Here is a 23,006-nt window from a genome sequence, read left to right on the forward strand (position 1 = left end):
GGCACGTTAAGTCTGCCGGCTGTCCCGGCCTGCCCAACATCAGCTCAATCGACCTCGCGTCAAGCAACTGGAGCCAGACGCCCATGACCAAAACGACAATTCCCGTCCATCTCGACATCAATGGCCATCGCCACACCCTGCAACTCGAGCCGCGTGTCATGCTGCTCGATGCCTTGCGCGACCGGCTCGGCCTGACCGGCACCAAGAAAGGCTGCGACCACGGCCAGTGCGGCGCCTGCACCGTTCATGTCGATGGTGAGCGCGTGCTGGCTTGTCTCACGCTGGCAGCGCAAGTCGAGGGCCGCACCGTCACCACCATCGAGGGACTTGCACGGGAGGGCGAACTGCATCCCGTGCAGGCTGCCTTCCTAGAGCAGGATGCCTTCCAATGCGGCTATTGTACGCCCGGTCAGATCATGTCGGCGGTCGCCTGCATCCGCGAAGGCCACGCCGGCTCCGACGACGAAATCCGCGAATACATGGCCGGCAATCTCTGCCGCTGCGGCGCCTATCCGCACATTGTCGCCGCTGTCCGCCAGGCCGCCCTGGAGGTCCAGTCATGAGAGATTTTTCTTACCTGCGCGCCACGTCGCTCGATGCGGCACGCCAGGCCGCCGCCCTGCCCGGCGCCATGCTGCTCGCCGGCGGCACCACGCTGATCGATCTCGCCAAATGCGGCGTCGCCGAACCCGACAGCCTGGTCGACATCACACATCTGAAGGGGCTGGACAAGATCGACGTGAGCGAGCGCGGCGCCACCATCGGCGCACTGGCCAAAATGGGCCATGTCGCCGACCACACCGATATCAAGCGCCGCTTTCCCGCTGTCTCCGAAGCGTTGTGGCAGGCGGCTTCGGCTCAGATCCGCAACATGGCGACCATCGGCGGCAATCTGATGCAGCGCACGCGCTGCCCCTACTTCCGCGATCCCTCGAATTTCCCCGCCTGCAACAAGCGTGAACCCGGCAGCGGCTGTTCGGCCATCGGCGGCGTCACCCGCGGACACGCCGTGCTCGGCACCAGCGACACCTGCATCGCCATGTATCCGGGTGACCTCGCCGTGGCCCTGGTCGCCTTCGACGCGATCGTCCATCTCGGCGAGCGCCGGGTTTTGGTGGACGACTTTTTCCTGCTGCCCGGCACCTCGCCCGACAAGGAACACCCGATCGAACCGGGTGAGATGATCACCGCCATCGAGATCCCCGGTTCCGCCGCTGCGCGGCGTTCGACCTATCTGAAGATCCGCGACCGGCAATCCTATGAATTCGCCGCCGCAAGTGCTGCTGTCGGCATCGAATTCGAGGCTGACGGCCGCACCATCCGGGATTTGCGCGTGGCGCTTGGCGGCGTCGCGACCAAACCGTGGCGGGCGCGGGCCGTGGAAGAGGCGCTGAAAGGCAAGGTGCTGGAGCCGGACGCCGTCCGCGCCGCCAGCCTGCTTGCCGTCGAAGGCGCCGTCGACCATGGCGCCAACCACTACAAGATCGAACTGGCGCCGCGTGTCGTCGCCCGTGCCATCCTCAAAATGGGAGAAACGGCATGACCGTTCACAACATCAGACATGGTGACGCGTCCGACGGCGGCGCCGACTCCGTTGGCGGTCGGCTGTCGCGCGTGGACGGCCCGGCCAAGATAACCGGCGCCGCGAAATACGCCGTCGAGCAGCAGCTCGAAGGGCTCGCCTACGCCGTGCTGGTCGAAAGCACGATTGCATCGGGCAAGGTGCGTTCGATCGACACCGCGGAGGCGCAGGCAGCGCCCGGCGTGCTCAAGGTGTTGACCCCGGACACCATCATCAGCCTCAGGACCGCGGCGGACTGGTTCGGCACGCCGCCGCCCGATCTGCCCTATTGCCCGCTGGCGCGCGACATCACCTTTTCGGGCCAGCATGTCGCGGCGATCGTCGCCGAGACCTTCGAGCAGGCGGTGGCGGCCGCGGCACTGGTCAAGGTCAGCTATGACGAGACCCCTTCCATCGTCGACCTCAACGACGCCAAGGCCGGCGACGGCATTCCGATCGACGCCATGACCAAGGAATGGGGCGACGCCCATGCGGCTTTCGCCTCGGCCCCGGTCAGGATCTGCGCCGCCTACAACACGCCGCGCGAATACCAGGCGCCGATGGAGCCGCATGGCCTGATCGCCCACTGGGAAGGCGACAAGCTCACCGTATGGGAGCCGAGCCAGTGGCTGGACGGCATGGCCCGCACCTATGCCGAATGGTTCGGCGTGCCGTTCGAGAATGTTCGGTTGGTCTCGCCCTATATTGGCGGCGGCTTCGGTTCCAAGGCGCTGGCGCTCACCCATGGCGCGGTGGCGGCAAGTGCCGCCAAAATGCTCGGCCGGCCGGTGAGACTGGTGATGACGCGGCCGCAGACCTTCACCGGCTACGGCGGGCGCGCAGCGACACGCCAGACGGTGACGATCGGCGCCGATGCGGACGGAATAATCCAGTCGATCGTGCATCGCGGCATCAACGAGACGTCGATGGGCGGCATGTGGGTCGAGCCGCTCGGATCGGTCACCTCGATCATGTACGCGACGCCGAATTTCTCCTCGAAGCAGAATGTCGTGCGGGTGAATTCGGTGGTGCCGGGCGCCATGCGCGCGCCGGGCGAAAACCCCTCGGCCTTCGGCATCGAAAGCGCCATCGACGAGCTCGCTTACGAAGTCGGCGTCGATCCGTTGGAAATTCGGCTCAGGAACTATGCCGAGCAGGATCCGGAGGCGAAAAAAGCCTGGTCTACCAGGCAGTTGCGCGAGGCCTTTGCTGCGGGTGCAGAACGCTTCGGCTGGGCCAGGCGCACGCCCGAACCGCGCGCGATGCGCGACGGCAACCAGCTGATCGGCTGGGGTGTCGCCGCCGGCACCTATCCGGTGCGGCGCGCCTATGGCGAGGCGATCGTGCGCATCCTCGCCGACGGCTCGGTCGAGGTCGAAAGCTCATCGATTGACATGGGCCAGGGCACCTACACCATCCTGGCGCAGACCGCCGCCGAGACGGTCGGCGTGCCGGCCGACAATGTCGTGGTGAAGCTCGGCGACTCCCGCTTCCCTCGCGCTGGCGTCGCCGGCGGATCGCGGCTGGCCGGCGTCATGACCGGCGCCGTCCACAAGGCGGCGACCTCGGCGCTCGATCAGCTCGTCGGGCTGGCGATCAGCGATCCGCGCTCGCCCTTCCACACGCTGCAGGCCAACACGCTGGTCGTCGCCAATGGCCGTATTTCATCGCCGCGCGGCGACGGTCCCGATCTCTCGATCGCCGAACTGCTCAGCAGCGTCGGCCGCGACCGCATCGAGGCGACCGGCGACACCATGCCGGCCAATTCGACCGCCGAGGATCGCTACAAGAACTACACCACCATCGCCATGGCGCTGCCGCACACCGAGGGCGACTATTCCCGCCACAGCTGGTGCGCGCATTTCATCGAGGTGCGCGTCGACGAGGATTTCGGCACGGTGCGCGTGTCGCGCGTGGTGTCGGCGCTGGATTCGGGCCGGCTCTACAACCCCAAACTCGCCGAAAGCCAGTGGAAGGGCGGCATCATCATGGGCATCGGCCAGGCGCTGCTGGAGGAAGGCATCGTCGACCGCCGCCACGGCCGCATCGTCAACAACAACCTTGCCGACTATCTGGTGCCGACCAATGCCGACATTCCCGACATCGAGGTGATCTCGGTCGGCATTCCCGATCTGCACGCCTCGGTGCTCGGCGGCAAGGGCGTTGGCGAACTCGGCATTGTCGGCGTCGCGCCGGCAATCGCCAACGCGGTGTTCCACGCGACAGGCAAGCGGATACGGGATTTGCCGATCACGCTGGAGAAGCTGATTTAGGGGGCGACGGCGGGGAGATCGCCGTCCCCCCGCCTCGCCAATCTCCGGCGTCAGCCTTCGCTACCACTCCAACCCGAACACCAGCTTGCCGAAGTGCAGGCCGCCGGCGGCCATGTGGGTGTAGGCTTCGGCCGCTTCGTTCTGTGAAAACACCTTGTCCACGACCGGCTCGATCCCAGCTGCGCCGATGGCGCGGGCGGCGTCGCGAAGGTCGGACACCGATCCGGTGTTGTTGCCGACCACCTTCAGCGCCTTGATGATGATCGGCAGCAGATTGACCGTGGCCTCGGCGCCGGTGACGAAGCCGATGGTGAACAGCGTGCCGCCGGGCGCGGTGGCGTTGACGGCGCGGGCGAAGGTGGCGGTGCCGCCGGTCTCGACGACGAGGTCGGCGCCGAGGCCGCCGGTCAGTTCCAGCACCTTGCCGTCCCAATCGGGCGTCGCGCGGTAGTTGATGAGATGATCGGCGCCGAGTGCCTTCGCCCGTTCCAGCTTCTCGTCCGACGACGAGGTAATGATGACGGTGGCGCCGGCGGCCTTCGCAAGCTGCAGGGTGAAGATCGAGACGCCGCCGGTTCCGAGCAGCACGACGACCGAGCCCGGCCCGACATCGGCGGCGCGGATGGCGTTCCAGGCGGTGGTGCCGGCGATCGGCAGCGTCGACGCCGCCTCGAAGGAGAGATGCGCCGGCACCGGCACGACCGAATTGGCCGGCAGCGCGACATATTCGGCAAGCGAACCCGGCAGCGAGATGCCGCGCATCTGCGTCATCTCGTAAGGCCGCGGCCGGCCACCGATCCAGCGCGGCTTGGCATGGGCGACGACGCGATCGCCGACCACGAATCTCGTAACCCCCTCGCCCAGCGCGACGATCTCGCCGGCGCCGTCGGCGACGGGGATGAGCGGAAAGCTCGGTCCGGGATAATTGCCGCTCGCCACCGCGACATCGACGAAATTGAGGCTCGCCGCACGCTGGCGGATCAGCACCTCACCACGCTGCGGTTCGGGAGTGGCAATGGTGGCGGCACGGAAGGCGTTTAGCCTGGGTTGGCTCAGTTCGATGGCTTTCATGGTTTCACTCCGTTGGGACGATTGATGGGTTGAGTGAATCTAGCTGCTGCGCTATTTCTGGATAATCATTGCCTTTTGCATTTGAGTCCTGCGAATCATGCAGCAATCCAACGAACCAGTGACCCTTGCCGAAATGGCGGCCTTCGCGGCCGTCGCCGAGGCGCGCTCCTTCACCAGGGCGGCGACGCGTGTCGGGCGCGACGCCACCATCCTGTCACGGCGCCTGCAATCGCTGGAGGAGCGGCTGGGCGTCAGGCTGCTCTCCCGCACGACACGCAGCGTGTCGCTGACCGAAGCCGGTGCCGAATTCCTGGTGCGTGTGCGCGCCATCCTCGCCTCCGTCGAAGAGGCCGAGGCCGCCGCGTCGGCACATGCCGGCGGCGGCCCGCGCGGCTTGCTCAGGCTGGCACTGCCCGGCACGTTCGGGCGCATGTGGATCGGCCCGCTGCTGCCTCAATTCCTTGCCGAATTTCCCGATGTCCGCATCGAGGCCGAATTCTCCAACCGCTTCGCCGACCTGGTCGCCGAGAACTTCGACGTCGCCGTGCGGCTCGGCGCGCTGGAGGATTCGCGCCTGGTGGCGCGCAAGGTGGCGACGCGGCGCCGGCTGCTCTGCGCCGCCCCCTCCTATCTCGCCCGAAGCGGCAGGCCGGAGACACCGCAGGCGCTGCTCGAACATTGCTGCCTGGGCTTCAGCGGCTTCCAGACCTTTCCGGCCTGGGAGATGACCGACCGCGAGGGCCGGAGCGTGCGTGTCGAGGTTTCGGGACCGTTGGTCACCGACGATGCCGAGGTGTTGGTCGAGGCCGCCGTGCAAGGCGTCGGCCTTATGATGAGCACCGACTGGCTGGTCGGCCGGGAACTCGCCGACGGACGGCTGGTGCCAATCCTGGAGGACTGGACGCTGGCCGACGAAGGCGCGATCTATGTCGTCACGCCCTCAGCCAAGGGACAAGCCGCCAAGACCCGCGCCTTCGCCGACTGGATCGGCAAGCGCTTCGCGCCGGAGCCGCCCTGGCGGCGGTGAGATTGGCTGTCGCCGCTGCCTTCACCAATCTGCAACGCCTCGAAACTCACTTCCCCTGCTGTTTCAGGAACTGGCTGAGCAGATCCACGGGCAGCGGGAACACCACCGTGGACGAGCGCTCGCCGGCGATGTCGTGCAAAGCCTCGAAATAGCGCAGTTGCATGGCCTGCGGCTCGGCGGCCAGCATCTTGCCGGCCTCAACCAGCTTGGCCGCCGCCTGCTGCTCGCCATCGGCGTTGATCACCTTGGCGCGGCGCAGCCGCTCGGCCTCCGCCTGCTTGGCGATGGCGCGGATCATGCTCTCGTTCAGGTCGACATGCTTGATCTCGACATTGGAGACCTTGATGCCCCAGGCATCGGTGCGCTGGTCGAGGATCTCCTGGATGTCGCTGTTGAGCTTGTCGCGCTCGGCCAGCATCTCGTCCAGCTCGTGCTTGCCGAGCACCGAGCGCAGCGTGGTCTGCGCCAGCTGGTTGGTGGCGGCCATGAAGTCCTCGACCTGGATGATCGCCCGCTCGGCATCGACGATGCGGAAATAGAGCACCGCGTTGACCTTCACCGAGACGTTGTCGCGCGAAATCACGTCCTGGGGCGGCACGTCCTGCACCACCACCCGCAGATCGACCTTCACCATCTGCTGGATGAAGGGGACGAGGATGATGAGACCGGGACCCTTGACCCCGGTGAAGCGGCCGAGCGTGAAGACCACGCCGCGCTGATATTCCCTGAGGATGCGAATGGCCGCGGACAGGAACATGACCACGACCAGCGCAAGCAACAGATAGGCCACGTAACCGATGCTCATTGTCTTGCTCCATTCCTTCCGGCGTCGCGCCGCCGCACGGTCAGTACGAGGTCGCTGACATCGGTGACCTCGACGCTGTCGCCGGGTGCGATGGGTTCGTCGGCCTTCGCTCGCCAGCGCTCGCCCTGGGCCAGCACATGGCCCTCGCCGCCCTGCCAGTCGAGGATCTCGGCCGACAGTCCGCGCATGGCCTCACCGCCGACACGCGGCAGGCTCTTGCGCGCCGTCCACAGGTAGGTGCCGGTCAGCAGCGCCAGCCCAAGCGTCAGCGCGGCGGCGGGACCGATGACGGCCCATGACACGGCGAAGCCCGGACCTTGGGTCTTGAGCAGCACGGTGGCGCCGAGCAGGAAGGCGGCCACGCCGCCGAGTCCAAGCACCACGGTGGGGTTGAAGGTCTCGACGACGAGGAAGGCGACGCCGAGCAGCATCAGGGCGAGGCCGGCATAATTGATCGGCAGGAGATTGAGTGCATAGAGCCCGAGCACGAGGCAGATGGTCCCGATCACGCCGGGCGCCACCGCGCCGGGGCTGGTGAACTCGAAGATGATGGCGTAGACGCCGATCAGCATCAGGATGATGGCGACGTTCGGATCGGTGATGACCGAGAGAAGCCGGATGAACCAGCCGGGCTCCAGCGTCTCGACCGGCAGCCCTTTGGTCGCCAGCACTTGCTTTTTGCCGCCGACATCGACGGTGCGCCCATCGGCCAGCTGCAACAGCTCGGTGGTGTCGTGGGCGACGAAGTCGATCACATGTTCCCGCAGCGCCGCATTGGCTGAAAGGCTCGCCGCTTCGCGCACGGCCTTCTCGCCCCAGTCGCCGTTGCGCCCGCGCAGTTCGGCGAGCGAGCGGATCAGGGCGACGGCGTCATTGGTCACCTTGGTCATCATCGCGTCGCCCTCCGGCCGCCCGGTGGCGTCCTTCTCGTCCTTGTCCTTGTCGCCGCCCGGAAGCGACGGCAGCCCACCCATCTCAACCGGCGTCGCCGCACCCAGATTGGTGCCGGGCGCCATTGCCGCGACATGGGTGGCGTAGAGGATATAGGTGCCGGCGCTGGCCGCATGGCCACCGGCCGGCGCGACATAGCCGATGACGGGCACCGGCGAAGCCAGGATATCGGCGATCATCTCGCGCATCGAGGTGACCAGCCCACCGGGCGTATCGAGCTGAAGGATGAGGACCGCAGCGTCCCGCCGGGCGGCGACATCAAGCGCTTCCTCGAGCTGCCTGGTGCTTGCCGGCCCGATGGCGCCGTCAATGGCGACGCTCAGCGCGACCCTCTCGCTCCCGGCCGAAGAGAAGGGAGAAAAGACAGCAGCGGCGACGAAAGCCGCGGCAAGAAGGGCCACCCGCGCGAAGGTCACGCTCAAAGCTCCATGGATTCAATATGGGTTGTATTTTGGCGAAGTCCATGAGGGGAGCTCGCGCTGGCGATTGGCCGGCCGGGCTCGCCCGGCAACCGTGGTCTCTGGAAAATCTATTCCGGCGACGGCACCGGCGGCCGCGATGTCAATGCGGTGCCGAAGGCGGCGGCAATGACGGCGGCGATCCCGGCGCATTGCGTGGTGGTCAGGCTTTCGTGCAGGAACACGAAGCCGGCCAGCGCGCCCAGCGCCGGCTCCAGACAGGTCAGCGTGCCGTAGATGCGGGCCGGCATCCTGGTCAGCGCCACCATCTCCAGCCAGAACGGCAACGCGCTGGAGAACAGACCGACCAGCAGCGCGCTGGCCAGGATCGACGGCGCGAGCAGCGCGGTTCCCGCCTGCGCCACACCGAAGGGCAGCACCAGGACGGCGGCGATCGCCATGCCGTAGGCGGTGGTGCGCGAGCCGAGTTCGGCGCCCGCCTTCTGGGCGAGCACGATATAGAGCGCCCAGAAACCGCCGGCCGCCAGCGCCAGCATCACTCCGGCCGGATCGAGTGGCTGCAGCGAATGGACGAATGGCGACAACAGCACGATGCCGGCCACGGCAAGCGCGATCCAGGCAAAGTCGCTTGCCCGCCGCGAGGTCAAGGTCGCCACCAGCAGCGGACCGGAAAACTCGAGCGCCACCGCGATGCCAAGCGGGATCCTAGCGAGCGCGGCATAGAACAGCAGGTTCAGCGCACATAACGTCACGCCATAGGCGATCAGCCACGGCAAGGTGGCGCGCGACGGCCGCATTTGCCACGGCCGCAGCACCGCGATCAGCATCAACGCACCGACGACGAGCCTGAGCGTCGTCGTGCCTTGCGCGCCGATCAGCGGGAACAGCCCCTTGGCGAAGGTGGCGCCGATCTGGATCGACACCATGGCGCCCATCAGTGCTGCGATCGGCAAGGGCGCCGCTTCGCGACGGGCAACCGGCATCGATGTCACTTTGGCTCATCCTCCCTGCCGCCGGGCCAAACCCGCCGGGCGGGATAGGAATAGGCCGAACCGGCCGGCCTGTCGTGAGACAGCGGCGGCGGCCTGATGGGGCAAGACCCAGAAGGGATGGCGGGCTTGTACAGAAGGTCGTCTTCGGTGCGACGGACAAGTCGCGGCCAACGCCAGCCGCCGCCAGCTTCACCAGGCCAGCGCGGCGTCGTCGCTGAAATAGCCGGCGACCATGCTGCATTGCGCAAAACCCAATGATTCCATTCCATTCACTGCGGAACCGGGACCGTATCCATACAGTCGAAATATAGATTTCCGAGTTTTGCGCATGATTTAAGAAAAATTCGAGACTTTCTTATTCTCCAAGCCGGCTGCTTTTCCAATCAACCGACGCGGGTAGGTCCATACAGCTTAACGATAGGGTTGAAGTGCTAGGCGAAATCGCCAAAAATGGTGACAATCGGGCGGGTTTTGTCAATCTTTATCGCTCCTTCACACAAGTATTTCGGCTTGGTAAATTTTTTGTGTTGCGCTGCACAATGCGGTAGCCGAACCATCTCCTGGGGGATTTCGTTTTGCGACTGGACATACGCCGTGAAGGATTCCGCCAGCCTGACCAACTTGAGCTGCCCGTCCGTCGATTTCGAGCCCGGCCTGAGCGGACTCGCAAAGCGCGGGTTTGATGGCGCCGTGGCGGGTCTCGTCCGCCTTGGCCTGCCATTCGAAATGGCTGCCTGGCAGCTTCACCGCGGACGTCACACAGGTGGACGCCGCTGATGGGAAACACCCGCGACATCCAGCTGGATGCATTGAGGGCCGTCGCCGTGACGATGGTGCTGTACTCCCATTTCTTCGCGGCGGGAGGATCTTCATTCTGGGGCCATATCGGCGTGCGGCTGTTCTTCGTGCTGAGTGGCTTCCTGATCACGCGCCTGCTGCTGGACGCGCGTTCGGCCGCCGAGTTTGAAACCGGCACCGCGTTGCGATCCTTCTATATCAGGCGGGCGCTGCGGATATTCCCTCCCTATTTTACCGTCTTGGGTTTCGTCTGGCTGTTTGACCTGGAACAGTCCAGGGGATCGCTGGTCTGGCATGCGCTTTATCTGTCGAATTTCTGGTATGCGCTGCGCAACGACTGGACGCCCTGGGTGCTGTGCCATTTCTGGAGCCTGAGCATCGAGGAGCAGTTCTATGTCGCCTGGCCACTGATCGTCCTGCTGGTTCCGCGCCGGCGCTTTGAGTCTGTCTGCATCGGCGTCATCCTGCTCTCGCTGGCTTATCGCTTCTACTGGCCGGTCACCGCCACCCCGGCGCTGGCACGCGACCTGCTGCCGCCGGCATCCATGGATGCGCTGGCGGCGGGCGCGCTGCTTGCCTGCTGGCGGTCCAGAGGCGCCGGCCTGCCGCAATGGATGCGGCTAATCTGGCCTGCCTTCGCGGCCGCGTTCCTGATGATCGAATGGTTTGTCCCGGCGCCTCCCGATCCGATGCTGGAATGGGCCCGCTGGCTGCTGCTGCAAGTGCTGCCCCTGGTGCCGCTGATGATCATCGTCACCGCCTGTTCGAACGGCTTTGGCGGCACCCTTGGCAAGCTTGCCGAACTGCCGCCGCTGCTTGCTTTCGGCCGTATCAGCTACGGCGTATATCTCTATCATCCGATATTGCTGTCGCTCGCCGTCAAGTCGCAGCCCTGGATTCCGCTCAATGTCTCGGAGCAGGGACCAGGGCGGTTCCTGGTTGCGAGCGCCGCGACGATTGTCGCGGCCTCGATTTCCTGGCTGGTTTTCGAAAGGCCGCTCAACAGCCTGAAGCGCCACTTCCCCTATGTCGTGCGCGCCCATGCCGCGCAGGCCGGCCATGCCGGCTGGTTCACGAGGCCGGCGGAAGCCTATCCCGGCGGATCGCCCGACGGCCGCGGACCATCGCTCCAGCGAACGGACGCCAGACGATGACCGCCGCGCCGCTCGTCTCCGTCCTACTGCCGGTCTACAATGCCGGGCCCTATCTCGCCGCCGCGCTGGGAAGCATCCTGCGGCAGGACTACGGCCGCCTGGAGGTCATCGCGATCGATGACGGGTCGACCGACAATTCGCTCGAGATCCTCGAGCGATACCGGAAGGCCGACAGCCGCATCTCGATCATCTCGCGCGAAAACCGTGGCCTCGTCGCGACGCTCAACGAAGGGCTGCGAAAAGCCCAGGGCGAGTTGGTCGCGCGGATGGACGCGGACGACGTCGCCTACCCCTGGCGATTGTCGCGCCAGGTGGCGCTGTTCGAGCGGCGGCCCGAGCTCGGCTTTTGCGGCGCCGGCGTCGACATGCTGATCCGCGGCCGCATCGCCAGGGGCAAGCCCGATCCGGTGTTCCAGTTCGGCCGCATTCCCATATTGGCGATGTTCTTCACGATCTTCATGCACCCGACGGTCGTCTACAACAGGAAGGTCATCGAAGACGACGTTCTCCGCTACGACCAGACCTACAGGCACGCCGAGGATTTCGATCTTTTCAGGCGGCTGGCCGGCCGTTACCCGGCAGCCATGATGCCCGAAACCCTGCTCGTCTACCGAGTCCATCAGGCAAGCGTGACCAGCCGGCACATCAAGGAGATGCGCAGGACCCATTTGCGGATCGTGGCCGAGAACCTCGAGCGCGAGGGCCTGGCGCAAACCACGCGCGACCTGCGCGACATCGGCGATGCGGTCAGCCTCGACACGGTTACCCGTGCAGCCAACTTCATCGCCGCGCTGGAGGAGCGGATTCGCTCGCTGCCGGCCGAGACGCGACCGAGCTTCGAGGCCGGCGCGCTGAACCTGTTCTATTTCCTTTACCAGCTCGTCGCCGACGAAAGGCAGCCCCCCCCTGACGCATGAATTGCTGACGCGAACCGCGAAGTGGAACGTCATCCGGCGCCGCGAGAAATATGCGCTGCGGCCCGGCACCTGGGCGCCCTGGCTGAGCCTCGCCTCGCTGTCGGCCGGCAGGCAAGCGGACGCCATGGCATACTTCTTCAAATCCGCGCCCGCTGCGGCGGTTTTGGCATCTTATCAGTTGAGTTAGCGGATGATCGTCAAAGCCCACCAACCTCTGCAGCGCGATCGTTCGACGGCGCTTGGCGCCGTCCCGGCCGGTCCCCGCCCGGAACGATCGACACCGGAAGTCAGCTTCATCATCTGTACGCGCAACCGCGTCGCCGTGCTCGAGGCTTGCATCAAGTCGGTGCAGGCCGCGTGCCGCGCCCATGCCGGCTTCGCCGCCGAACTCGTGGTCGTCGACAACGGCTCGACCGACCGCACGGCGGAACGCCTGGCCAGCATCGCCGATATGTCGGACATTCCATTCACGCCCGTTTGCGAACCTCGCCCCGGATTGGCGGCTGCCCGCAACGCCGGGTTGAGGCGCGCGCGAGGCCGTGTGCTGGTCTTCGTCGATGATGATTGCGCCGTCCATTGCGACTACCTGCGCGATCTGGAGCGACACTATGCGTCCGGGGAACGATGGCTCATCCGGGGAGGCCGTGTCGAACTTGGCGATTCCAGGGATTTGCCGTTCACGATCAAGCGGTCGAAGGTGCGCGAGCGACTGACGCCAGATGTTCATCCCGGCGGTTTTGTGCTGGGCTGCAACATGACGATGCACCGCGATGTCGCGGCGCGTATCGGCTATTTCGACGAACGCTTCGGCGCGGGCGGGCCCATGCGGTCAGCGGAGGATACCGACTACCTCGTGCGAGCGATGTTGCTCGGCATCGCGGTCGAGTATGTGCCCGACATGACGATATTCCATCATCACGGCCGGCGGGATCGCGGATCCATCGAAAAGCTCCACCGCGACTACAGCCTGGGCAATGGCGGGCTCTGCCTGAAGCATGTCCGCCATGCGCCATGGCTGCTTCGCCATTTCTACTGGGCCGTGCGAGGAGCTTTCCGGGAATTGGCGGGCGGGCCTGCGTTCGATCGTGAACTCAACCTGTCGCACTGGCCGATCGTCGCCATGAATTTGCTCGGCGCGGCTCGATTTGCGGCTCTCCTGCTTGCGAGACGGCCGCGAGCCGCGCCGGCGCGGCAAGATCAAGATCAAGAAGCAAATGCCCAGGCGAGGTGAACCACTATAATGCCATTGCTGCCGCCAAGCCTGCCAATGCTGTTCCGGGCGTTCGGAAAGGGGCAACTGCGCCTGCTTCCGGCCGTGGTGGTTCTCGGCCTGGTCGGCGCCGTCCTCGAAGGGTTCGGCATCGGCCTGATCATCCCGTTGCTGGGCATTATCATGGGACACGGGGATGCAGCGGGAATGGCCGGCTTCTCCGCTGTCCTCCAGCATGTCGGATCGAGCCTGAGCGAGCGCGACCGGCTTGTCGCCATTTCGGTCGCCATCCTCGGCTCGATCGTCCTGAAGAACGTTTTCGCCTTCGCCAACACGCTGCTGACGACCTTCATCTCTGGCAAGGCAAGCCATTCGATCCGCAGCGCATTGTCGGAGCAGCTCTTGCGGGTCGGCTACCCATTCTTCCTGCGGCAGAGTCCGGGACGGCTGCTCAACATCATCTCCAACGAATCCTGGCGGGCATCGGATGCGATCCAGATCATGCTGTCGGCCATCGTCAGCGCATCGGCCGCCGTCATCCTGCTGGCTTTTCTGCTCCTGCTTTCGTGGCGCATGACGCTGTTGGTCACGCTGGGGCTGGCCGTCGTCCAGATCGCGCATGCCATGCTCTCGGCCAAGCTGAAAGGGCCCAGCCGCAGCGTCGCCTCGCGCAACAGCCACCTCGCATCACAGATGCTCCACCTTGTGCATGCCGGACGCCTGATCCGCATCTTCGGACAGGAGAGCCGGGAGAAGGCGATATTCGACACGGCGTCCGATGCGGTTCGCCGCGCCTCCTTCGTCCTGTTGGTGCGCCAGGGAGCCCTGCCGCCGCTGACGGAGGTCCTCCACGCCATGCTGTTTCTGGCGGTGGTGATCGGCGCCTGGTTCGCGCAACTGGGTTTCCCGCTGATCATCGCGTTTGTCATTCTGCTCTACAGGCTGCAGCCGCATATGCGGGCCTTGCAAGGGTCGTGGAGCCAGCTGCAAGGCCTGAGCGGATCGCTCGAAGAGGTGACATGGATGCTCGATCCGTCCGGCAAGCCTCAACCGCCGCAAGGCGACGGACCGTTCCACGGCTTGCGCCAAGGCATCAAGTTCGATGACGTGACGTTCACCTATTCCGGCACGGACCGGCGTGAGGTGGTGCTGCATTCGGCGGCTTTCGAAATCCGCGGCGGCCGCTCGACGGCGCTGATCGGCCGCTCGGGCGCCGGCAAGACGACGATCGTCAATCTTCTGTGCCGCTTCGTGGAACCGGACACCGGCGTGATTCTGGTCGATGGATCGCCACTCGATCGGATCGACGCCAGCCAGTGGCGGCGGCACATCGCACTGGCCAGCCAGGAGCTGGAACTGGTCGATGGCAGCATTTTTGAAAACATAACCTACGGGCAGGACGCGGCCACGGCCGGCGACGCCGAGCGTGCCGCAAGACTGGCCGAAGCGCACGAATTCATCGAACGGCTTCCGCTGGGTTACGACACCGTCGTTGGCTACAGGGGTGTCAACCTCTCGGCGGGACAGAGGCAGCGGATCGCACTGGCCAGGGCGCTGGTGCGCGATCCCGATCTGCTCATCCTGGACGAAGCCACCAATGCCGTGGACGGGCTGTCGGAGGCGGCCATCGTCGAGACCCTGAAGTCGAGAGCCGGTCGCCGCACGACCATCGTCATCAGTCACCATCACAGCACCATCTCGTTCTGCGACGACGTGGTGATCCTCAGCGGCGGCCGGGTGCAAAAGCAGGCACCTTTCGGCGCCCTGGCATCGCTCACCATGGACGAGCTTTACCAGCACGAGCCGCTCGACACCCCCGGCGAAGCGGCGGTGCGGAGATCCTGACCGACGAACCCAGCTGGAGCATGATGCCGAAAAGCGTGAAGCGGTTTTCGGAAATCGTCCGGCTCTAAGGCGTCGCGCGGAGGTTCCTGCGAATACGCCGCCTGCCCGTTGCACGTGCTTTCTCCGCCACCCCGCCGGCGATCTCGACCACGCCAGCCTCGCGCGATCTGCCGCTGGTGGCCTTGTGGAGCCGCTCGTAGGGCAGCAATTCCTTGATCCGGGCATTGAGTGACGCGATTTCGGCCCTGAGGTCTTCGCATTCCTGCCTCTGGACATCGAACTGTATCTGTTCCGATGCCTGTTTCAGCGCAAGCTCTGAAAGATTGGCGTTCACTTTCGAAAGGCTCATCTTGTCGCTCTCGTTCTCACTGGTGAGCGCGGACAATCTTTCATCGGCGATTTTCTTTTCGGCCAGGATGTCGTTCGATTCGGTCTTGAGCCTGGCGATCTCGCTGGCGGCCTCGCTGTTCTCCTTCGAAGCCTGCTCAAGCCGCGACTGCAGGTCCTGGATCTCGGAACGCAACCCGCGCATTTCCGTCTGGCTGCGAGCCAGTTCGGCTTGCCTGTCGCCTTCCATCATGCTGGCCGCTTCGGCCATCTCCGACAGCTTCGCTTGTGCGGCCTCAAGCGACTTGTGCAGCCGCATCTCCTCCATCTCGCTCTTGCCGAGCGAGGCCAGCAGTTCGGCAAGCCGCGCTGCTTCACTGGCATGGATCGTCGAGAGCTCGTCGAGCCTGTGGCGCACCTGGGATTCCCGCTTCAGCGCCTTGTCGAGATCGATCGACAGGCTGACATGTCTTTCCCGCAGCATCTTGCTCTCGCGCAAGCGCCTGTTGGCCTCGACCGTCCTGGCGGTCAGCCGCTTGGCGATATCGCCGAACTCCGCGTCGCGTTTTGCGCTCGCATTGGCTGTCTCCGCGAGCTCCAGCCTTAACGCGGCAACCGCTGCGCGAAGCGTCTCCCTGTCCTGAACCAGGCTTGCCTCGCGCCGTTGCAGCACTTCGCAAGCGCTTTCACGCTCACGCAGCTTTGCCTGCGCGTCGTGCAGCTTTTCCGACAGCGTTCTCTGTTCCGCGATCAGGCCGGCATTTGCCAGCTCCAGCTCGTTGGCGCGAAGAATGTCGCCGTGGAGGATGTGGAGGAATTCGCGTGTCAGGTGGTGTGAGGTCGCGATCTCCGACAGCCTGCCGTTGATCTCCTCCAGATAATCCCTGGCGTCATGGAACAGCCCTTCAAAGGCACCCAATGCAGCCAGTCGGGTCTGGGTATGGGACGTCAGTCGTGGCGCGGCTTCTTCGGGACTGTCCGTATTGCCAGCACTGTCTGCATTCGCCGCATCGGCCTCGGGTGGCGAATCGTCAGGTTCTGCTGCGGCATCCGGGACATCGTCGCTCTTTGGCGGCGCCTCGTCCTCGGCGTTGAAACTTGCATCCAGCGCGTCCGCCAGATCGGTCTGCAGTTCCTGAATTGCTTTATCTACGTCATCAGCACGCTTGATCAGGCCCTTGAAGTTCATGACCGAACTCCCCTTACACACACCCAAACCTGGTACTTAACAAATTGCTAATGTATCCTTACATCCGCTGATTGCGCAGGGGAAGCCCTCTTTGGCGGGAAGGTAAATTCGGGCGGCATCTGGAGGCTTGGACGCCGCGGGCAAGACCCGCGGCGCGCCCAGGCAGGAAGCCCGCGCCGCAGCCTCAGCTGCTTTTCGGGGCTGGCACCAACTGGATCGGGGGTCGCTCACTGGACGCGTTGCCCAGCGCGACGGCGACCCGGTCGCGCCCGTTGCCCTTGGCATCGTAGAGCGCGTGATCCGCGGCATTTGTCAACTCGGCCCAGCCCACGCCATGCTCTGGGTAGGCGGCGACCCCGAACGAGGCCGTAACGGTGCCCAGCGTCCGGCCGCGATGCGTCAAATGAAGCTTCCGGATTGCCTGGCGCAGCGCTTCTGCCCGCTCGGCGCCTTCTTCGACCGAGCTTCCCGGCATGACAAGGGCAAACTCCTCACCGCCGTAGCGCGACACGACATCGCTATCCCTGGCATGCTCGATCAATGTGGCGGCGACCTGCTTCAGGACAAGGTCGCCGGCTTCGTGGCCGAACGTATCGTTGAACCGTTTGAAATGATCGACATCGAGCATGATGATCACCAGCGGCTGGGCCGAGCGCTCCATCCGGCGCAGTTCGCGGCTGCTCGTCTCCTCAAGATATCGCCGGTTGAAGAGACCGGTGTTCGGATCGCGGATCGACTGTTGCCGCAGCGTCTCGCGCAGACGCAGATTTGCCAGCGCCAGCGCCAGCGTGTCGACGACGCCGCGCAGGATCTGCTGTCTTTCAGCCAGCCATTGCGGCTTCTCGGCCGCGTTCGGCTCGCACAAATGAAGGATGCCCAGCGTTTCGCCTTGCGCCGCCAGAGGCATGCAGACATAGCCCCTCTTGCCGTTCTCGGTGATATGGGCGCAGCGCGGCGTCAGCATGCCGGGGCCGGCGACATGTTCCTGGCCGCGTCTGAGCGCCCAGCAGTCTTCCGGCGCGAATTGCGTGGCGCTCGAGCGGACGTCGCCCCAATGCGCCATCTCCTCCACTAGGTTGCGCGAGGCGCTGGTCAAGTGGACGGTTCCGCTCAAGCCACCCAGGAACTCGGCCATGGCGGTGCCGACCACCGAGAACGCTTCCGGGAAGGTGACGCAGGCCTGCAGCAGTTCGCCAAGCTTCACCAGGCGGGTCGTGGTTTCGGACTTCTCGTGTAGCTCGCGGTTGAGGAGCGCCAGCTGATCGGCACGCTCGTTCACAACCCCTTCGGCGCGGCGCAGCTCGCTGATGTCGCTGAGCGTCAGCACGAGGCCGCCTTCGGACCGGCTAAGCGGGCTGCAACTGGCGATGACAGGCACGTGCGAGCCATCCGGTTTGGTCAGGCGCACTTCGCTCTGGTGCTGGCGGCCCGTGGTCATGGCCTGCTCGACGGGAGACGTTCCCGCGGCGAACTCGGCTCCCCGGGGATTCCGCATTGCCATCACCGAGGCCCAACCCTGCCCGACGATCTTGTCGGCGCGCCGCCCGATCATCGCCGCCGCCGCGGGGTTGACGCTCGCAACCTTGCCGTCGCCGTCCAGCACGGCGATGCCTTCGGCCGCCGTCTGGACGATATCCTCGATGTGGGCCCGCGCGGATGCAAGCTCGTCCGCCATGGTGTTGAAACCCTGCGCCAACTGCCCGAACTCATCCTTGCGGCTATGGCCGATGCGCGTCATGACGTCGCCTTTTGCCAGCGATTCCATGCCCCTCATCATGTCCGAAAGGCCGGCGCCGAAACGGCTGAGCAGCCCCCAGGCGAATGCCGCCGCAACCAGTACAGCAGCTGCCGCACCGAGGCCAACCAGCCAAAGCATGTTGCTGGTGCGCTGTTCGGCGGCGCGCAGCAAGGGATCGTATTCCAACAGCACGGCGCCGACGATCGTATCCTTGGGATATTCGATCGCAACGGCCAGTATCTCATTGGCTTCATGCGCATCGGTGAACTTGCGCGGGAGGCCATCCACCAAAGTCTGGCCGACTTCGTTGCCGGGGTCGTGATCGAACGTCTCGCCGATCTTGTGTTCTTCGTCGGCGGCATGGGCCAGCAGGATCTTGTTGCGGTCGACGACCAGGAAATCCCTGAGCGAGCGATGGTGCTGCTGCTCCAGGAATTCGTGCAGCGCGTCGGGCCGCTCGAACAGCGAAGGTGAGCCGTCGGATGATTTGAAGACGATCGTGTCGGCCAATTCCTGGGCGACGTTGGTCGCTTCGGTCAAACCCAGCGACTTGGTCGCCGCCATCTGTGTAAAGATCGCGAGGCCGCCAACCAGCCCGATCAGGGCCGCGGCGCTCGTCACGCTGAGGATGATCAGGCTCCTGATGCGCACGTCATGGCCCCGCCGAGAACCACGGCATCCTGCATGTCAAATCGTGCCCGCATCTCATCCCTGGCTTGTATTACCAAATGCTTATCAACGTCCTAACGATGCCGGGCCACAGCTCGGTCGGACCGGCCCGACGATCGGCGCCTCTCTTTGCGTTCAAAAATGGCGAAAGCCTGGGTGAAGCGCAATCTCCCCCCTTGCGGGGGAGATGTCCGGCAGGACAGAGGGGGGTGCTGTCCCTCCAACCTGTCAACCAATCATCGACTGTTGCAATGTTGAACGTCGGTGATCCTTCCCACCCCCCTCTGCCCTGCCGGGCATCTCCCCCGCAAGGGGGGAGATCGGACGTCACGCCGGCTTTCGCCAATGGCCAACGTCAGGGGCGCGAAGGATCTTGCTACCTTATGCCATCGCCAGCGGCCGGGCGCTCTTGTTGGGGATCTGGATGTCGATTTCCAGCGTCGACATGGTCTCGCCGCGGTCCATCGAGACCTGCAGATAGTCCTGGTCGATCTGCACATGCTTGGCGATGACGGCCATGATCTCCTCGCGCAGGATGGAGACGAGGTCGGGCTGGCTGCGGTTGCGGCGCTCATAGGCGAGCAGCACTTGCAGCCGCTCGCGCGCCACCGGCGCGCTGGAGCGCCGCTTGAAGATGTCGAGCAGGTTCATGCCGCCCTCCTTCCCAAAAGACGATCGAGGAAGCCCTTGCGCTCGAACGGCACGATGACAGGCAATTCCTCGCCTTCCAGCCGCCTGGCGGCGTCGATGTAGGCGCGTGCCGCGGCGTTCAGCGGTTCCGACAGCGTCACCGGCGAACCGAGGTTGGAGGCCCTGAGCACATCCTGGCTCTCGGGAATGATGCCGAGCAGCGGCGTCGACAGGATTTCCAGCACATCGTCGATGGACAGCATTTCGCCGCGCGCGGCGCGCGCCGCGTCGTAGCGCGTGACCAGCACATGCTTGGCGATCTGCTCGCCCTGCTCGGCCTTCATGGTGCGGGCATCGAGCAGGCCGATGATGCGGTCGGAATCGCGCACCGAGCTCACTTCCGGGTTGGTGACGATGACCGCCTCGTCTGCAAAGCGCATGGCGAGCTGCGCGCCGCGCTCGATGCCGGCCGGGCTGTCGCAGAACACATAGTCGAACACCGAGCGCAGCTTGTCGATGACTTCGCCGACACCGTCCTCGGTCAGCGCGTCCTTGTCGCGCGTCTGCGAGGCCGGCAGCAGGAACAGCGTTTCCACCCGCTTATCGCGGATCAGCGCCTGCGAGAGCTTGGCCGAGCCCTGGATGACGTTGACGAGGTCGAACACCACGCGCCGCTCGGCGCCCATGATCAGGTCGAGGTTGCGCAGGCCGACGTCGAAATCGACGAGCGCCACCTTCTTGCCGGTCTTGGCGACCGCGGCACCAAGGGCTGCCGTCGAGGTCGTCTTGCCGACGCCCCCCTTGCCCGAGGTGACCACCACTACCTTGCCCATGAAAATGCCTCCGTTGTTGTTTGTTGGTCGAGCGGCCCTGTCAGCCGCAAAGTATCGGTCGCAAGAATGTCAGCTGAGCGTCTCGACCCGCAGCCCGTCGCCATCGAGAAACGCCTGGATTGGCTTGCCGCGCGAAACCCCTTCCATCTCCTCGGCGGTCACATACCAGCCGTCGACCGCCAGAAGCTCGGCCTCGTTGCGGCGGCAGAAGATGCGCGCGCCTTTGTTGCCGAGCGCGCCCGCCGAAGCGCGCCCGCGCAGCGTGCCGTAGACATGGATCGACCCCGCCGCGATGATCTCCGACCCGGACGCGACCGAACCCAGCACGATGACATCGCCATGCGGATGCACGATCGCCTGGCCGGAACGGATCGGCGACTTGATCATCAGCGTGCCCGAAGCTTCGTGCCCCGACTCGCTTTCGCCCGCCTTGCTTGCGCCAGCCTTACCCGCGCGGCCCTCTGGCGCGCTGCGTTCCCTGCCCTCGGCGTTGCCCTCTGATGTGCCCTCCGCCCTCGCCTTGCGGCCAGGCAGCAGCCCGTCCGTCGTCGCCTCCTTGGCGCCAACCAGCACCGGCGGCAGGTTGGGCTCGAGTGCGGTGTGGCCGTCGAGCTCGATGGCGTAGATGCGGATGCCGCGATGGCCAAGCACGCCGACCAGCGATTCGATCGCGGCGACATCGGGCTTCAAGGTGTTGAGATCAAGCACCACCGGGCGGCCAGCAAAATAGCCGGGCGAGTTGCCGATCCAGTGGTCGAGCCCCTCAAGCCAGTCCGCCAAAGGCGCCTCCGGCGTCAGCGTGAAAGCGACGAACGAGCGGGCGCGAAAACGAATGGATTTGGCCTCGAGGGGAGCGGCAAAAGTCACTGGCGGCGAATCCTTACTGATAGGTAAACGCTAGCGAGTGAATGGTTAACGAATGGTTAATAAGAGGGGTGGGAAGAGGGTGGAATGAAGGTCCCCGACAGCCTCCACCGGGCGTGCGCAGCGAGCAAGGCGGCGAGCACACTCGCCGGCTTCGCAATGGCTGGGAAGCCTCGCAAGACACAAATTGATGCGAGTATTCTCCTACCGCCAGCAACGCTATTTACAATCGTAACGCCCGGCGAATGCGACGGATATCAGCGCAGATTGTCAAAAATAATCGTGTGTGACACTCCGCCGAATACTTGTGCAACGTTGAACGCCGCGCAATGTTGTCGGCGGATGGGTTTATTGAAGAGTGGGGAATGGTGAAACGTACTGTTTTGACAATATCGGTGCCGGCCAGTCTCGCGGGAGTGCCACACCACGAGACAGGATATCGGGGGTTCCAAATTCTGGCCCCTGCACCCAGGCCGACAGACAGCGCCTTGCAGTCATAACAGACCAGCAGAACAAGGCAGCGACCGGAGATGCGTTGGGGGTGTTCCTGATTGGCGTGCCGGTGGCATCGATGTCGGGAGGCGACCACGAGGCTGAGATCGCAATTCTTAAAGGGCGCTGCGGGCCGCCGAAGATCTAAGGGGCTGCATAGATAATGTGAGCCTTTAAAAATGAAATCTCGCCACGTCTATTGGGCGCTTTGCTCGATATAACAAGCACTTAGGTCATTGTTACCGAATAATGAGCTAATACAATAAAGATGCTGTTTGGGTACGCATCTAGGATGCGCGGGGGAGTTCTCAGTTGAGCGTAGAAGAAATCCGCCAATCGGCATCTGCCGGTCGACTGGCAGTAATTTTAGGCGCAGGCTCTAGCATGGCACTGACGCCAAAATCGAGAAAAGCCCTTTCTTGGATTGGGCTTGTGCGCTCTGGACTAGAGTACGGCCACGCTCGCGGCTTGATCACTGATGCCCAACATGTCCGCAATCTGAGCGCACTTGATTCCGATGACATTGACGACTTGTTGGGGCAGCCGAGTTTGTCGGACGAAAGATGGAGGCGCCTAACGGCGTAGACTATGCGCGCTGGATGCGTAGTGTCTTTGATGGATGGAAGCCTGAATCTGTTGGAATGCAGAATGCGCTGCGCGCAATTGACGCGCAGAAGATCCCAATCGCTAGTTTGAACTATGACACCTTAGCGGAAAACTGCACCGGCCTAGGTCCACCCTAGCTCGATTATGATCGAAAAGTCGCACGGGCCATAGTCTGAAAGATTTTGCCATCCTGCGGGCTTGCGCGAGTGCCGGCGACCGCAGCAGCGCGGCCTCCCTGTCGATCTTGGCCGCGGCCTGCTGCCAGTGCCGAGGTGGACACTCTGTCCGCCAGTCAACCCCTGAAAGGCTTGTATTTGCTGAATTTCCGAAAAGACCTCGCCAATTGCCCTTACCAAAAAAGGCGCCCTGCCGCGCGGCCCAGCCTGTCGATGAGATCCCTGCACCTCGTCGCCCGATGTGCCGGTGCCGCGGCGCTTGGCCTTCGGCAGGGTGCGGCATGCCGCGCGAGGTCGCCATGTCCGGGTTCTTACGCTGAGGCGCTCCGTCATTGCCGGCCCCTCCAGGCCCTCGCCTCGCGTCATCGGCGGCAAACGTCGCCGCCTGATCGACATTCGCATCGCGGCCGGGGCCTTGCTTGGTGTCGGAGCAGGTTTGTCGTGCTAGGATCGCCGGTC

16 protein-coding genes and 1 pseudogene are annotated in these 23,006 nt (G+C 64.6%); 8 read left to right on the top strand and 9 right to left on the bottom strand.

Annotated features, from left to right (window positions below; translation table 11 throughout):
- The first annotated feature begins 83 nt into the window (after nt 1–83).
- From ACFSQT_RS07380 to ACFSQT_RS07390, 3 genes are read left to right on the top strand one after another with little or no spacing between them, the layout of a single operon-like run.
- Complete coding sequence (locus tag ACFSQT_RS07380) at nt 84–563, top strand: (2Fe-2S)-binding protein (RefSeq protein ID WP_379017868.1); 480 nt, start codon at nt 84–86, stop codon at nt 561–563.
- Nucleotides 560–1,543 carry an FAD binding domain-containing protein gene (locus ACFSQT_RS07385; RefSeq protein WP_379017869.1) on the top strand — a complete coding sequence of 328 codons (984 nt, stop codon included), beginning with the start codon at nt 560–562 and terminating at the stop codon, nt 1,541–1,543. Before ACFSQT_RS07380 ends, ACFSQT_RS07385 begins: the two co-directional genes overlap by 4 nt.
- Entirely contained in the window at nt 1,540–3,834 is a 2,295-nt protein-coding gene (locus tag ACFSQT_RS07390; protein ID WP_379017870.1) for a xanthine dehydrogenase family protein molybdopterin-binding subunit, read from the top strand. The genes ACFSQT_RS07385 and ACFSQT_RS07390 overlap by 4 nt, the downstream gene beginning before the upstream one ends.
- Before the next feature lie 60 nt (nt 3,835–3,894).
- On the opposite strand, the gene ACFSQT_RS07395 is transcribed toward ACFSQT_RS07390, so the two are convergent.
- Nucleotides 3,895–4,905 carry a zinc-dependent alcohol dehydrogenase family protein gene (locus ACFSQT_RS07395; RefSeq protein ID WP_379017871.1) on the bottom strand — a complete coding sequence of 337 codons (1,011 nt, stop codon included), beginning with the start codon at nt 4,903–4,905 and terminating at the stop codon, nt 3,895–3,897.
- Nucleotides 4,906–5,002: 97 nt separating this feature from the next.
- Here ACFSQT_RS07395 and ACFSQT_RS07400 point away from each other — a divergent pair, with 97 nt between their 5' ends.
- Nucleotides 5,003–5,932, top strand: coding sequence for a LysR family transcriptional regulator (locus tag ACFSQT_RS07400; protein WP_379017872.1), 930 nt, complete (start codon nt 5,003–5,005; stop codon nt 5,930–5,932).
- A gap of 46 nt (nt 5,933–5,978) precedes the next feature.
- On the opposite strand, the gene ACFSQT_RS07405 is transcribed toward ACFSQT_RS07400, so the two are convergent.
- From ACFSQT_RS07405 to ACFSQT_RS07415, 3 genes are all read right to left on the bottom strand, one after another.
- Nucleotides 5,979–6,737, bottom strand: coding sequence for a slipin family protein (locus tag ACFSQT_RS07405; protein ID WP_379017873.1), 759 nt, complete (start codon nt 6,735–6,737; stop codon nt 5,979–5,981).
- Nucleotides 6,734–8,104, bottom strand: a complete 1,371-nt coding sequence (locus ACFSQT_RS07410; protein WP_379017874.1) for an NfeD family protein — start codon at nt 8,102–8,104, stop codon at nt 6,734–6,736. The genes ACFSQT_RS07405 and ACFSQT_RS07410 overlap by 4 nt, the downstream gene beginning before the upstream one ends.
- Before the next feature lie 113 nt (nt 8,105–8,217).
- Nucleotides 8,218–9,099, bottom strand: a complete 882-nt coding sequence (locus tag ACFSQT_RS07415; protein WP_379017875.1) for an EamA family transporter — start codon at nt 9,097–9,099, stop codon at nt 8,218–8,220.
- A gap of 776 nt (nt 9,100–9,875) precedes the next feature.
- Here ACFSQT_RS07415 and ACFSQT_RS07420 point away from each other — a divergent pair.
- From ACFSQT_RS07420 to ACFSQT_RS07435, 4 genes and pseudogenes are all read left to right on the top strand, one after another.
- Complete coding sequence (locus tag ACFSQT_RS07420; protein WP_379017876.1) at nt 9,876–11,051, top strand: acyltransferase family protein; 1,176 nt, start codon at nt 9,876–9,878, stop codon at nt 11,049–11,051.
- Nucleotides 11,048–12,155, top strand: a pseudogene (locus tag ACFSQT_RS07425) (glycosyltransferase family 2 protein). Before ACFSQT_RS07420 ends, ACFSQT_RS07425 begins: the two are co-directional and overlap by 4 nt.
- A 3-nt stretch (nt 12,156–12,158) precedes the next feature.
- Nucleotides 12,159–13,199, top strand: a complete 1,041-nt coding sequence (locus ACFSQT_RS07430) for a glycosyltransferase family 2 protein (protein ID WP_379017877.1) — start codon at nt 12,159–12,161, stop codon at nt 13,197–13,199.
- A 9-nt stretch (nt 13,200–13,208) separates the two neighbouring features.
- A complete protein-coding gene (locus tag ACFSQT_RS07435; protein WP_379017878.1) occupies nt 13,209–15,023 on the top strand; it encodes an ABC transporter ATP-binding protein in 1,815 nt (604 codons plus the stop codon).
- 64 nt (nt 15,024–15,087) lie between these two features.
- Here ACFSQT_RS07435 and ACFSQT_RS07440 read toward each other — a convergent pair whose 3' ends face one another.
- The 5 genes from ACFSQT_RS07440 to minC form a co-directional block, all read right to left on the bottom strand.
- Complete coding sequence (locus ACFSQT_RS07440) at nt 15,088–16,539, bottom strand: coiled-coil domain-containing protein (RefSeq protein ID WP_379017879.1); 1,452 nt, start codon at nt 16,537–16,539, stop codon at nt 15,088–15,090.
- A 184-nt stretch (nt 16,540–16,723) separates the two neighbouring features.
- Nucleotides 16,724–18,928, bottom strand: coding sequence for a sensor domain-containing diguanylate cyclase (locus ACFSQT_RS07445; RefSeq protein WP_379017880.1), 2,205 nt, complete (start codon nt 18,926–18,928; stop codon nt 16,724–16,726).
- Between the two features lie 399 nt (nt 18,929–19,327).
- Entirely contained in the window at nt 19,328–19,597 is a 270-nt protein-coding gene (minE, locus tag ACFSQT_RS07450) for a cell division topological specificity factor MinE (RefSeq protein ID WP_379017881.1), read from the bottom strand.
- On the bottom strand, nt 19,594–20,409 hold the full coding sequence (minD, locus tag ACFSQT_RS07455; protein ID WP_379017882.1) for a septum site-determining protein MinD: 816 nt from the start codon (nt 20,407–20,409) through the stop codon (nt 19,594–19,596). Before minD ends, minE begins: the two co-directional genes overlap by 4 nt.
- 69 nt (nt 20,410–20,478) lie before the next feature.
- On the bottom strand, nt 20,479–21,276 hold the full coding sequence (minC, locus tag ACFSQT_RS07460; protein ID WP_379017883.1) for a septum site-determining protein MinC: 798 nt from the start codon (nt 21,274–21,276) through the stop codon (nt 20,479–20,481).
- Between the last annotated feature and the right edge of the window lie 1,730 nt (nt 21,277–23,006).

It is taken from the genome of Mesorhizobium calcicola, from assembly GCF_042682105.1.
Taxonomy (GTDB): Bacteria; Pseudomonadota; Alphaproteobacteria; order Rhizobiales; family Rhizobiaceae; genus Mesorhizobium; species Mesorhizobium calcicola.